The following is a 13,364-nucleotide window of genomic DNA, read 5'->3' as shown; positions in this document are numbered from 1 at the left end:
AGATTTTCTCTTCGTTCTGATCCGCGGTGATCCGCGACATACATCATGAAACCGTTTCTGGACGCGATGCGGGAGCGCGTGCTCCTTGTCGACGGGGCGATGGGGACGATGCTCCAGGAGGGGGGGCTCCCCGACGGCGGCTGCCCGGAGGAGGCCATCCTCGGCCGCCCGGCCCTCGTCGTCGACATCCACACGCGGTACCTCGACGCGGGGGCCGAGGTGATCGAGACGAACAGCTTCGGCGCCAACCGCCGCAAGCTCGCCGACTACGGTCTGGAGGCGGATGTCGAGCGCATCAACCGCGAGGCGGTGCGCCTGGCACGGAAGGCGGCCGGCGGCAGGGCCTACGTGGCCGGCTCGGTAGGCCCGCTCGGGGCGCAGCTCGCCCCGTTGGGCGCGCTGACGTTCGACGAGGCGGTCGAAACGTTCCGCGAGCAGATGCGCGCGCTCGCGCGCGCGGGGGCGGATGCCCTCTTCCTCGAGACCTTCTCGGATATCCGCGAGGCGAAAGCGGCGCTGGTCGCCGCGCGCGAGGTCTCCGACATCCCGGTGGTCGCCCACGCGACCTTCGGCGAGGACGGGAGGACCTTCTCGGGGACCCCGCCCGACGTCGCGGCCATCGTGCTCGCCGCCTCCGGCGCCGCCGCGGTCGGGGTGAACTGCAGCCTGGGGCCGGAGGAGATGCTCCCGCTCCTGGAGGCGATGGCGGGCGTCGCCCCGGCGTGCCTCTCCGTGCTCCCCAACGCGGGGCTCCCCGAGCTCGTCGACGGCAAAACCGTCTTCCGGAAGAGCCCCGCCGAGATGGCGGCGTTCGCCGATCGGTTCGCGGCCGCAGGCGCGAACCTGATCGGGGGGTGCTGCGGGACGACCCCCGCGCACATCAAGGCGATGGCCGCGGCGCTCGGGCGGAGGAGGCCGGCGCGGCGCGCGGTGCCGGACCGCCTCCGGCTGTGCAGCCGCGTGCGGGCGGTATCGCTCGATCCCTCCCGCGGACCGCTCGTCATCGGCGAGCGGATCAACCTGAGCGTCCAGGCGGAGATGGCGCGCCTCTTCATCCGCGGCGATACGGCCCCGGTGCGCGACGCGGCGACCGCCCAGGTCCGGGAGGGGGCGCAGCTGCTGGATCTGAACGCCGGCGCCCACGGCGAGACGCTCGGCGTGGGCGCGGTTTCGGAGACGGAGCTGATGGCGCGCGCGGCGCGCGTCGTGCAGCGTTGCGTCGACGCCCCCCTCGTCATCGACTCGAGCAGCCCCGAGGCGCTCGAGGCGGGGCTGCGGGAGGTGGAGGGGCGCGCGCTGGTCAACTCAATCACCGCGGACGGGGGGTCGATGCCGAGACTGCTCGCCCTCGCCCGCCTCCACGGAGCGGCGATCATCGTGCTGCCGCTCTCGGGGAAGGGGATCCCGGAGACCGCCGCGCGGAGGGTCGCGCTCGCCGAGGAGGTGGCGGCGAGCGCGGTCAGGGCGGGGCTGCGGCGCGAGGATATCCTGGTCGATCCGCTCGTGATGGCCGCCGCGGCCTCGCAGGCGCAGCCCGCGGTGACGCTGGAGACGTTGCGGATGCTGAAGGCCCGCGGCTGGCAGACGGTGATGGGCCTCAGCAACGTCTCCCACGGCCTCCCCGGGCGGAGCAGCCTGAACGCGGCGTTCCTCGCGATGGCGGTGGAGGCGGGCCTCGACGCGGTCATCTGCAACCCCGCGGACGGGCTCGTGATGCGCGTCCTGGGCGCCGCGCGCGTGCTCGCCGGGAAGGATCCCGGCGCGCGCGACTTCATCGCCGGCGCGCGCGCCGCCGGGCCGGCCGCGCCCTCCGCGCCCGAGGAGCCCGCAAAGGACGCCGCGCGGGTGCGCGAGCGGCTCCTCGCCGCTATCCTCGCCGGCGACCGGGACGGGGTCATCCCGCCCCTCGAGGCGGCGCTCTCGATGGGGATCCCGCCCCTCGAGATCAACGTGGCGATGCTGGCCCCCGCGCTCGAGGAGGTCGGGGCGCGCTTCGAACGCCGCGAGATCTTCCTGCCGCAGATGATCCTCGCCGCGGAGACCGTCCAGGCCGCCTTCGCGCGCCTGAAGCGCGAGATGAAGGGGGAGCGGATGCCGTCGCGGGGCAGGATCCTGATGGCCACGGTCCTGGGGGATGTCCACGACATCGGCAAGAACATCTGCTGCACCGTCCTCGAGAACTACGGCTACGAGGTCACGGACCTCGGCCGGAACGTGCCGGCCGAGCTGATCGCGGAGCAGGCGGCGGCGACCGGGGCCCAACTCGTCGGGCTCTCCGCCCTGATGACCACCACGATGCGGCAGATGGAGACGGTCATCGCCGAGCTCAAACGCAGGGGGATGGCCCAGAAGGTGATGGTGGGGGGGGCGGTCGTCACCCCCGCCTACGCGCGCAAGATAGGCGCGGACGGCTACGCGCGGAACGCCGGCGAGATCGTCCGCCTGGTGAAACGGCTGATGGACGGTCCCTGACCGCCGGCCCGGGGAGGCGGGGGATCAGAATGCGATTGACAACCGGGTGGGCGAGCGGCAATATTCACCCCGGGTGTGATCATTTAGAAGGAGGTCATACGTGAAGAACAGCATCGTGCGTCTGTGTGCGCTGGCGGCGGGGCTCGGGGCGCGCGCGGCATCGGCCCTGCCGGAGGCGGTCGCGGAGACGGCGCCGCTCCCCCTCTCCTGGCTCATCGCCCCGATCGCCTCCGTCGCCGCGCTCGTCGTCGCGGGATTCTTCTACCGCTCCATGATCCGCGCATCCGAGGGCACCGATCGGATGAAGGAGATCGCCTCGTACGTGCGCACCGGCGCCCGCGCCTACCTGCGGCAGCAGTACAAGGTCGTCTTCTGGTGTTTCGTCGTCGCAGGGCTCTTCTTCGCCTTCCTCGCCTTCGTGCTGCAGGTCCAGTCGAAATGGGTCCCGTTCGCCTTCCTCACCGGCGGGTTCTTCTCCGGCCTCTGCGGGTTCATCGGGATGAAGACCGCGACCCACGCGAGCGCCCGCACCGCGCACGCCGCCCGCAGCTCCCTCAACAGCGCCCTCCAGATCGCCTTCCGGAGCGGCGCCGTGATGGGGCTGGTCTGCGTCGGCCTCGGGCTCCTGGACATCTGTATCTGGTTCTACCTGCTCAACAGCATCGTCGGCCTCGGCCTCGTCGAGACCACGGTCACGATGCTCTGCTTCGGGATGGGGGCGAGCACCCAGGCGCTCTTCGCGCGCGTCGGGGGCGGTATATTCACGAAGGCGGCGGACGTCGGCGCCGACCTGGTGGGCAAGATCGAGGCGGAGATCCCCGAGGATGACCCCCGCAATCCCGCCTCCATCGCCGACAATGTGGGCGACAACGTCGGGGATGTCGCGGGGATGGGGGCGGATCTGTACGAATCCTACTGCGGCTCCATCCTCGCCACGGCCGCCCTCGGCGTCGCGGCGTTCTCCGGCAATTCCGTCCTGATGCTCAGGTCGGTCCTCCTGCCGATGATGATCGCCGGGATCGGCGTCTTCCTCTCTATCGTCGGGATCTTCTTCGTCCGGAGCGGGGAGACGGCGACGCAGAAGGAGCTGCTCAAGGCGCTCGCCCGCGGGGTGAACCTGAGCATCGTCGGGATTTGCGCGGTGTCGTTCTTCCTCGTCCCGTGGATGCTGCCGGGGCACTTCGGCCTCTTCGGCTCGATCGTCGCCGGGCTCTGCGCGGGATGGATCATCGGCAAGGCGACGGAGTACTACACCTCGCAGGACTACCCCCCGACCCGGCAGGTCGCATCGCAGTCGCTCACCGGATCCGCCACGGTCATCATCGAGGGGATGTCGGTGGGGATGCTCTCCACCTGGCCCGGGGTGGTCACGATCGGCGTGGCGACCATCCTGGCCTACGGCTTCGCCGGCGGTTTCACGAACCCCGAGCACGGGCTCTACGGCGTGGGGCTCGCCGCCGTGGGGATGCTCTCGACCCTCGGGATCACCCTCGCGACCGACGCCTACGGTCCGATCGCGGACAACGCGGGCGGCAACGCCGAGATGAGCGGGCTCGAACCGGGCGTGCGCGAAAGAACCGACGCGCTCGATTCGCTCGGCAACACGACCGCCGCGACCGGCAAAGGGTACGCGATCGGTTCCGCGGCGCTCACCGCGCTCGCCCTCCTGGCGGCCTACATCGAGGAGGTGCGCATCGGCCTCGTCCGCGTCGCCTCCACGAGCGCCGACGGGCTCGCCCGGATCGGCACGAAGGCGTTCGACGCCGCGACAATCCAGAAGGCGAACCTCGACTTCTTCATGGCCCAGTACGAGGTCACGCTCCTGAACCCCAAGGTGCTCGTCGGCCTCTTCCTCGGCGCGATGATGGTCTTCGTCTTCTGCGCGCTCTCGATGCTGGCGGTCGGGCGCGCCGCACGGCGGATGGTTGAGGAGGTCCGGCGCCAGTTCAAGGAGATCAAGGGGCTGCTGGAGGGGAAGGCGGTGCCCGACTACGCCTCCTGCGTCGCGATCTCCACGAAGGGGGCGCAGCGGGAGATGATGCTCCCCTCCATCAGCGCGATCGTCGTCCCGATCCTGGTGGGGCTCGTGCTGGGCGTCGCGGGCGTGATGGGGTTCCTCGCGGGGGCCACGGCGACCGGATTCGTTTTGGCGGTCATGCTCGCCAACTCGGGCGGCGCATGGGACAACGCGAAGAAGCATATCGAGCAGGGGCACCACGGCGGCAAAGGCTCGGCCGCCCACAAGGCCGGGGTCGTGGGCGACACCGTCGGCGACCCGTTCAAGGACACTGCCGGTCCCTCGCTCAACATCCTCATCAAGCTGATGAGCATGGTGAGCGTCGTGGTGGCGGGGCTCATCGTGAAGTTCGGCCCCCAGATCAGCGCCTTCCTGCACATGGGGAGGATGTGAGCGGCGCGAGAGGGGGAGAGGAGGGGCGTGATGGCGATGTTGCGGATCTACTCCGAGGTGAGTTTCAAGGCGGACCTTCCGCTGGAGGGCGTGGACGAGCGCACGCGCGACTTCGACGTACAGCGGCGGCGTAAGGAGGTGCTCGACTACCTCCAGAAACGGCTCGCCGCCGCGTTCAGCGACAGCCGGGACCTCACGGTGCACTACTTCGGGTTCAGCGTCGTCAACGACTAGCGGCGGTTCCGGCGGGGGGCGAACGATGAGTGCGCGGAAGAAGAGGCCGGCGGTCGAGTGGTACCGCTGGGCGCGGAAGCCGTTCCTCTACGCCTTCTACAGCGCGGGGGCGCTCCTCTTCTTCGGCTTCGAGAAGATCGAGGCGTTCCTCGGCGGCAGGAGCACGCCCGCCCGCCCCGCCCCGCTCACCGAGAAGCTCACCGTCACCTTCGGCGCCGAGGGGGACAAGGCGGACCTGATCATCCCCTTCGTCCCGCTCTTCGGCGGCGACAGCAAGTGGATCAAGCTGAAACCGGAACACATCTTCCGCGATCTCCGGCAGAGCGGCAGCACCCTGAAACTCACCGGGCACATCTACGGGAGGAACACCCCCGAGGGGCCGTACAAGGTCGCGGGCATCGTCTTCCTCTCGTCGCAGAAGGAGGTGGCGGCGTTCCTCCGGGATCTGGCGAAGAAGGCCCCCCCGCTCACGGTCGGCAGCGTGCTCGAGACGCGGCGGACCGGGGCGGTGCCGCACGCCAAGGGGCTGCTGCTCAAGATGGCCGTCGGGAGCCGCAAGACCGAGCTCGCCCCGGCCCGCGGCAGCGAGCGCCTCATCGGCGCGGGTATCGAGCAGACCGCCGCGTTCCTCGAGCGGGGGGAGGAGTACAAGCACCTCTTCATCGCCGCCGGCGCCGCGGACGGCGCCCGCTGCCTCGACGTGATCGACGACCGCGGGAAGTTGGGGAAGCGCCTCTCGGTCTATGCGTGCCTGAACCTCTCGCTCGAGGTGCTGGTGCCGATCTTCTTGATCGAACCGCCCGCCGAGAAGGTGAAGATGGAGGACGCGGCGCTCTTCCTCCTCGAGCTCCCCGAGGAGGAGCCCCCGCCTCCCGACGATCTCCCGGAGGAGGAGAGGGGAGGCCTTCGCGAGGAGGAGACCGCCCTCCGATGAGCCCCTCCGTCGCGAGGAAGGGCAGGATCCTGGTGATCGAGGACGACGCCCACGTCGCGGAGATGATCGCCAAGATCGTCGAACGGCACGGCTACGACGCGGTGACGGCGTCCGACGGCGTCGAGGCGATCCCCAAGGTGCTCTCCTCTCCCACGCGGATGATCATCCTCGACATCATGATGCCGTTCTTCTCCGGCTACTGGTACTGCGACGTCTTCAAGAAGAACCCGGCGACGCGGGAGATCCCGGTGGTCATCATCTCGGCGCTCGACAAGAAGGTCGACATCGAGAAGGGGCTCAAGCTCGGCGCGGACGCCTACGTGACCAAGCCGTTCACCGAGGAGGGGCTCGTCGCGACGATCGAGTCCGTCCTCCTGAAAAAGGCCGGGGGCGGCAGGAAGCCGAGGAGGTAGGGGGCGCCGCGGATCGGCGGATCTTCGCCGATCCGTGAAGATCCCCGGCATCGGCGGCGGAAGGATCGCATCCCGTCCGTTTCGCGGAGGCGCTGATATCCCCATGCGGCACGACACGCTGACGCTCAAGTCCCAGGAGGCGCTCGCCGAGGCGCAGCGCATCGCCGGGGAGGAGAACCAGCAGGAGCTCTCCCCGGGGCACCTCCTCCTCGCCATGCTCGCCCAGGCCGACGGGGTGACCCCGCCGCTCCTGGCGCAGGCGGGGGTGCAGCCGGGCGCGGTCGAACAGGAGCTCCGGCGGAGCATCGAGAAGACCCCCCGCGTCCACGGCGCCATGGCCGCGCCGCCCTCGCCCGGCAGGGAGCTCCGGTTCGTTTTGGAGGAGGCGTCCCGCGAGGCCGCCGCGCTCCAGGACGACTACGTCAGCGTCGAGCATCTCCTCCTGGCGTTGACGGCGAACGGGGCGGGCGAGACGGCGGAGATCCTGCATCGGCTCGGGCTCGACCGCGACCGCCTCCTCAAGGCGCTCGTCAAGATCCGCGGGAGTCACCGGGTCACCGATCAGAGCCCCGAGGGCAAGTACCGCGCCCTCGAGCGGTTCACGCGCGACCTCACCGCGCTCGCCCGCCGCGACAAGCTCGACCCGGTGATCGGGAGGGACGACGAGATACGGCGGGTGATGCAGGTGCTCTCCCGCAGGACCAAGAACAACCCGGTCCTCATCGGCGAGCCCGGCGTCGGCAAGACCGCCATCGCCGAGGGGCTCGCCCAGCGGATCGCCTCGGGCGACGTCCCCGAGGGGCTCAAGAACAAGCGCCTGCTCGCCCTCGACCTCGGGGCGCTCATCGCCGGGGCGAAGTTCCGGGGCGAGTTCGAGGAGCGGATGAAGGCGCTCCTCAAGGAGATCGGCTCCGCGGCGGGCGAGATCATCCTCTTCATCGACGAGCTGCACACGCTCGTCGGCGCGGGCTCGGCCGAGGGGGCGGTCGACGCCTCGAACCTGCTCAAACCGATGCTCGCCCGCGGCGAACTCCGCTGCGTCGGCGCGACCACGCTCGACGAGTACCGGAAGCATATCGAGAAGGACGCCGCGCTGGAGCGCCGTTTCCAGCCGGTCTTCACCGGGGAGCCGTCGGTCGAGGACACCATCGCCATCCTGCGCGGTCTGAAGCACCGCTACGAGGTGCACCACGGCGTCCGGATACGGGACGGGGCGCTCGTCGCCGCGGCGACGCTCTCGCACCGCTACATCGCCGACCGGTTCCTCCCGGACAAGGCGATCGACCTCGTGGACGAGGCGGCGTCGCGCCTGAAGATGGAGATCGACAGCCGCCCCACGGAACTCGACGAGGTCGAGCGGCGCATCATGCAGCTCGAGATCGAGCGGCAGGCGCTCGGCAAGGAGAAGGACAGGGCGTCTCGCGAGCGCCAGAAGAAGATCGAGCGCCAGCTCGCCGAGGAGAAGGAGTCGCGCGACGGGATGCGGGCGCACTGGGAGGCGGAGAAGGCCGCGATCGCCCGGATCCGCGAGGCGACACGCGGGATCGAGGACGCCAAGGCGCGCGAGGGGATCGCGGAGCGCGAGGGCGATCTCGCCAAGGCCGCCGAGTACCGCTACGGCGTCCTCGCGGGGCTGCAGAAGGGGCTCGACGAGGCGAACCGCCGTCTCGCCGAGATCCAGAAGGAACGGAAGATGCTGAAGGAGGAGGTCGACGAGGAGGATATCGCCGAGGTGGTCTCCTCGTGGACCGGCATCCCGGTCTCCCGCCTGGTCGAGGGGGAGAAGGAGAAGCTCGTCCGGATGGAGGAGCGGCTCCGGGAACGGGTCGTCGGGCAGGACGAGGCGATCGCCGCAATCTCGAACGCGGTCCGCCGGGCGCGCGCGGGTCTCGGGGACCCGCACCGGCCCATCGGCTCGTTCATCTTCGTCGGCCCCACCGGCGTCGGGAAGACGGAGCTCGCCCGCGCCCTCGCGGAGTTCCTCTTCGACAGCGAGAGCGCGATGGTCCGGATCGACATGTCGGAGTACATGGAGAAGCACTCGGTCGCCCGGCTCATCGGCGCCCCGCCGGGCTACGTCGGCTTCGAGGAGGGGGGGCAGCTCACCGAGAAGGTGCGCCGCCGCCCGTACACCGTCCTCCTCCTCGACGAGATCGAGAAGGCGCACCCGGACGTCTTCAACGTCCTCCTCCAGGTCATGGACGACGGGCGCCTGACCGACGGGCACGGGCGGACGGTCGATTTCAAGAACGCCGTGCTCATCATGACCTCCAACGTCGGCTCCCGGATGCTCCAGGAGTCGGCCGGCGCGGGCGAGGCGGCGGTCCGCGAGCGGATCATCGCGGCGCTCAAGGAGCAGTTCCGCCCGGAGTTCCTCAACCGCGTGGACGAGATCGTCGTCTTCCGCTCCCTCGGCGAGAAGGAGATCGCCCGGATCGTCGATATCCAGATCGGCCTCCTTGCCGCGCGCCTCCAGGAGCGGCGCATCGCCCTCACGATCAGCCCGGCCGCCCGGCGCGAAATCGCCCGCCTCGGCTACGACCCCGACTACGGGGCGCGCCCGCTCAAGCGGGTCATCCAGCGTTCCCTCCAGGACCCGCTCGCCCTCGCCCTGCTCGAGGGGGGGTTCCGCGAGGGCGACGCCGTCGAGGTCGACGTCGACGGGAAGGGCGCGTTCTCCTTCCGCAGGAAGCCTTGACGCCCGCGACGATCCCGGACCGCGCCTGAAAAGGGAACCGGCGCGCCCCGGGAAGCCGGCATCCCCATCGGCGCGCCCGTACGGCGCATGCGCCGGGTGAACCCGGACCTGCCGGCGGCGCCGCGCCTTCCCCGTCTCCCCCGCGGCGAACCGATGGCCCGTATTTCATTGCCCGCGCCCCGCGGAAGAGTGTACACTATCCCTTTGCGGGGACCGAACCGGTGCCCGCAGCCGATTTTCGGAGATCTGATGAACCGGGTCGTTCGCCTCATCGTCCCGTGCGTCCTCGCCGCCGCCCTCACCGGCTGCGGGCAGAGGGATGCGCGCCACTACGAGCTCGCGCTCCGCTACAAGGAGAGCGGCAACTACGAGCAGGCGATCGCCGAGCTCCAGACGGCGCTGCGGGTGAACCCGCGTTTCAGCAAGGCGTACAACCAGCTCGGCGTCTGCTACGGCAAGGTGGGGCTCTACGACAAGGCCGCCGACCAGTTCAGGCGCGCCGTGGAGCTCGACCCGTCGCTCGCCACCGGCCACTACAACCTCGGGATCCTCTACCAGTCGCACCTGGAGCGGCCCGCCGACGCCGTGATCGCCTACCGGCGCTACCTCGACCTCTCGCCCGGAGGGCCCCGCGCGGAGGCGGTGGCCAGGATCGTGCAGGGGCTGCTGGAGCGGCCGGAGGTCAGGACGGCGATCGAGGAGTCTCCGGAGGAACAGGAGCAGGCGGCGCGCGCCTTCGAGGAGCAGGGCGACCACGCCCGGGCGGTCGAGCTGTACGAGAGGATCGCCGCCAAGGGCGGGGCGGGGGCGGGGCGCGCGCAGCTCGCCGCCGCGCGGATCTGCGAGACGGAGCTGGAACGGCCGGGGGACGCGCTCCGGCACTACCAGGCGTACCTCGACGCGCATATCAATGCCCCCGACGCGGCGGATGCGATGGCGGCGGTGGAGCGGCTCCGGCAGAAGACGTCGGGGACGCCGCCGCCCGCGGACGACTCCGGCGCCGTCGCCGAGGCGGAGCGTCTCATCAAGGAGGGGCAGTGGGCGAAGGCGATCGAGCTCCTCTCCGGGAGGCGCGACGCCTCGCCCGACGACGAGCGGGTGCACGACCTGCTCGCGGAGGCGTACCTGCGTTCCGGGGATCTGCAGGGCGCCGAGAAGGAGTACGAATGGCTGAAGGCCCGCCAGCCGGACTTCGCCTACGCCAAGGATCTCTCCGGCATCTACGCCGCGCTCGGCGACGCCCACCTGAAACGCGGCGAGTTCGCCGACGCGGAGGACAGGTTCCTCAAGGCGCTCGAGCTCGCCCCCAACGACGCCGTCCTGCACAGCGCGCTCGCGCGTGCGTACGCGGGGAGCGGGAAGTTCGCGCGCGCGACGGACGAGGCCGCGGCCGCCAAGGCGCTCGATCCCGCGGCGGTCAGCGACGCCACGCTCGCCGAGATGGCGTTGCTCAACGCCCGCTGGCTCCTCGCGCAGGGGCGGCACGAGGAGGCCGCCCGCGCATTCGGGGACGCGAAGCGGCTGCAGCCGGCGCTCGATCTGACCCGGGACATGGCGGATATGTGCGAAGCGCGCGCGGACGTCGCCCTGAAGGAGAGCAGGTTCCCGGCCGCGGAGAAGGACCTCGCGAAGGCGCTCGGGTTCGATCCGAAGAGGACGCGCCTCCGCAGGAAGCTCGCCGAGGCGCACGAGGGGATGGGGAACTATGACGCCGCCGTCGCGGAGCTCGAGAAGATCGCGGCGGAGGGGGGCGACGAGGGCGGCGCGGCGGTGAAGGAGATCGCCCGGATACACGAGACCTTCAAGGGGGATTCGGCGAAGGCGGTTGCCTACTACCGGCGGTACCTCGACACGAAGCCCAAATCGGCCGACGTGAAGGAGATCGAGAAGAAGGTGAAGAAGGCCGACCGCGACAGGGATCAGGTCGCCGAGGTGAAGCGCACGCTCATGCGGAAACCGTCGAGCGTCCCCGACCAGTACAACCTCGGCGTCCTTCTCCAGCGCCAGGGCAGATTTCGCGAGGCGATCGACGCCTACCGCAAGGCGATCGAGCTCGGCCCCGACAATGCCCACGCGCATTTCAACCTTGCCTACAGCTACGACCGGCTGCGGATGTACGAGGAAGCGGTCGCCGAGTACCGCAAGGCCATCCAGCTGAAGCCCGACTATCTCAAGGCGTACAGCAACCTCGCGGCCATCTACAAACAGAAGCGCTGGTACGGGAAGGCCATCGTTTCGTTCCAGAAGGCGCTCGAGATCGACCCGAACTACGCCCACGCGCACCTCGGCCTCGGGTCGATCTACGCGGAGGGGGTGCGGGACCGGCAGAAGGCGGTCTACCATTACACCCAGTACCTCCGCCTCGACCCGCAGGGCGCCTTCGCCCCGCAGGTCCGCGCGTGGCTGAGGGGGAAGACGTGAGCGGCGGCGACGGGGCGGGGCTGGTCCGAGCCGCGGCGCTGGCGGCCTTCTGCGTCGCGCTCGTCGCCGGCTGCGGCGAGAGCGAGGAGGGTCGGGCGACCGGCGGCGCCGGGGCGCTCTACCAGTACCGTCTCGCGGCGGAGAAGTACCGCGAGGGGGATTTCGACGCGGCCATCGACATCTACGAGCGATCCCTCCAGATGAACCCGAAACTGGCCGAAGCCCACCTCGACCTCGGCATCATCCACGACGACTACCGGGGAGCCAAGGAGAAGGCGGTGGAGCACTACCGGGCGTTCCTCGCGATCGAGCCGCGTTCGGCGAAGGCGGAGATGGTGCGGCGTTGGATACGCGCCATCGAGGAGGGGCGGAGCGCCTCCGCCGGGGACGGCGCCGCGCCGCCGTCGGCCGCGTCCGAGGGGGGGGGCGCCCCGCCCCGCCCCGGGCAGGAGCGCCTCCGCGAGGACCTCGCCATCATGCGCGCGGAGAACGAGGCGTACCTGAAGACGGTCGAGGCGCTGCGGGGCGAGCTGACCCAGGTCCGCGGCGAGCTGGCCGCATCCCGCGACGCCGCCTCGGCGGAGGAGGGGGCCGCGACCACCGCCGCCGGGTGGGAAACGGAGAAACGGGATATCTGGCGGCGGTACCGCGGCGAGAAGGAGAGGTTCGAACGGGAGCTCGAGACGCTCCGGGAGGAGCTCGCCCACCTCAAGGCGCAGAAGGCGTCGGGCGACGATGCGTTGAGGAAGGCGCATCTGCGGATCGAGGAGGCGGAGAAGGCCGCCCCGTCCGCGGGGAAGGAGGCGCTGCCGGCGGAACTTGAGGCGGCGCGGGAGAGGCTGCGGGAGACGGAGGCGCGCGTCGCCGCCGGGGCCAAGGAGCGGGAGGCGCTCGTCTCCCGGCTGCAGAACGCGGAGAAGCGGCTCCAATGGTACCGGCTCCAGGCCTCGTCGGAGTCGCCGCTCCTCCTCTCCAAGGTCAAGGCGGATGCCGAGCGCGAACGGCAGGAGCTCAGGAAGGTCTACGAGAAGAAGATCGCGGACGTCGCCGCAGGGTTCGACAGGGAACGGGCGGAGCTGCAGCGCGAGCTCGTCGCCGCGCGCCGCGCGGCGGCGAAGAGCCCCGCCCCCCCGCCGCCTCCCGCCGCCTCGAAGGCCGGGGCCGACGCGGAGCGCCTGAAGGCGGAGATGAAGGAGGCGTACGAGCGGAAATTCGCCGAGCTGCAGGGCGCCTCTGTTCGCGAGAAGGCGGACCTCCAGAAGGAACTCCTCGAGGCGCGCAGGGAGACCGCGTACCTGAAGGCCGAGGCCGAGAAGGCCCGCGCCTCCGCGGGCCAGTCGGAGCAGTACACCTCCGACGCGATGGAGCGGCTCCGGGAGCAGTTCAGGCGGGAGAAGGCCGAGATGGAGGAGCGTTTCAGGAAGGAGCGGGAGTCGATCCTCGCGCGGACGGCCGCGCCGGGCGCATCCGCGTCGTCGTCGGCCGCCGTGCGTCCCTCGCCGCCCCCGCCCGCCCCCCCGGCGCAGAGGACCGCCGCCCGCGTCGGGAAACGCGCCCCTGCGCCGCGCCGGACCGCGCCCCCCGCGCGGCGGACGTCCGCCCCCGCCCCGGCGCGCCGCTACCGGACCGTGAAGGGCGATACCCTCCGCTCGATCGCGCAGAGATTCTACGGTTCGCCCGGAAGGTGGGAGAGCATCAATGACGTGAACCAAAACACGCTCCAGGGGTGGAAACCCTCGGCCCCGCTCCCGGCCGGATGGATACTGCTCATCCCCTGAGGGA

Annotated in this window: 8 protein-coding genes; all 8 read left to right on the top strand. The window is 70.7% G+C overall.

The window, feature by feature from the left end; all coding sequences use genetic code 11:
* Positions 1-42 precede the first annotated feature (42 nt).
* The 8 genes from GXY35_01580 to GXY35_01545 all read left to right on the top strand — a co-directional run bounded on the left by GXY35_01580 (position 43) and on the right by GXY35_01545 (position 13,360).
* Positions 43-2,472: a dihydropteroate synthase gene (locus GXY35_01580; GenBank protein NLW93290.1), complete on the top strand. Its 2,430-nt coding sequence runs from the start codon at positions 43-45 to the stop codon at positions 2,470-2,472.
* Between the two features lie 166 nt (positions 2,473-2,638).
* Positions 2,639-4,882 carry a sodium-translocating pyrophosphatase gene (locus GXY35_01575; GenBank protein NLW93289.1) on the top strand — a complete coding sequence of 748 codons (2,244 nt, stop codon included), beginning with the start codon at positions 2,639-2,641 and terminating at the stop codon, positions 4,880-4,882.
* A gap of 30 nt (positions 4,883-4,912) precedes the next feature.
* Entirely contained in the window at positions 4,913-5,116 is a 204-nt protein-coding gene (locus tag GXY35_01570; GenBank protein ID NLW93288.1) for a hypothetical protein, read from the top strand.
* 25 nt (positions 5,117-5,141) lie between these two features.
* Positions 5,142-6,050 (top strand): hypothetical protein, encoded by a 909-nt coding sequence (locus GXY35_01565; protein NLW93287.1) that lies wholly within the window; start codon positions 5,142-5,144, stop codon positions 6,048-6,050.
* Entirely contained in the window at positions 6,047-6,463 is a 417-nt protein-coding gene (locus GXY35_01560; protein ID NLW93286.1) for a response regulator, read from the top strand. The genes GXY35_01565 and GXY35_01560 overlap by 4 nt, the downstream gene beginning before the upstream one ends.
* A 103-nt stretch (positions 6,464-6,566) precedes the next feature.
* Positions 6,567-9,161, top strand: a complete 2,595-nt coding sequence (gene clpB / locus GXY35_01555) for an ATP-dependent chaperone ClpB (protein ID NLW93285.1) — start codon at positions 6,567-6,569, stop codon at positions 9,159-9,161.
* Positions 9,162-9,410: 249 nt separating this feature from the next.
* Positions 9,411-11,582: a tetratricopeptide repeat protein gene (locus GXY35_01550; protein NLW93284.1), complete on the top strand. Its 2,172-nt coding sequence runs from the start codon at positions 9,411-9,413 to the stop codon at positions 11,580-11,582.
* Positions 11,579-13,360, top strand: a complete 1,782-nt coding sequence (locus GXY35_01545; protein NLW93283.1) for a hypothetical protein — start codon at positions 11,579-11,581, stop codon at positions 13,358-13,360. The genes GXY35_01550 and GXY35_01545 overlap by 4 nt, the downstream gene beginning before the upstream one ends.
* Positions 13,361-13,364: the final 4 nt, after the last annotated feature.

The organism is Chlamydiota bacterium, assembly GCA_012729785.1.
Taxonomy (GTDB): Bacteria; Auribacterota; Tritonobacteria; order UBA1439; family UBA1439; genus UBA1439.
This window is presented reverse-complemented; position numbering and strand designations above follow the sequence as displayed.

Coding starts and splice junctions, on each gene's coding strand:
- GXY35_01570 (NLW93288.1), top strand. CDS start 4,913: ATGGCGATGTTGCGGATCTACTCCGAGGTGAGTTTCAAGGCGGACCTT.
- GXY35_01565 (NLW93287.1), top strand. CDS start 5,142: ATGAGTGCGCGGAAGAAGAGGCCGGCGGTCGAGTGGTACCGCTGGGCG.
- GXY35_01560 (NLW93286.1), top strand. CDS start 6,047: ATGAGCCCCTCCGTCGCGAGGAAGGGCAGGATCCTGGTGATCGAGGAC.
- clpB (NLW93285.1), top strand. CDS start 6,567: ATGCGGCACGACACGCTGACGCTCAAGTCCCAGGAGGCGCTCGCCGAG.
- GXY35_01550 (NLW93284.1), top strand. CDS start 9,411: ATGAACCGGGTCGTTCGCCTCATCGTCCCGTGCGTCCTCGCCGCCGCC.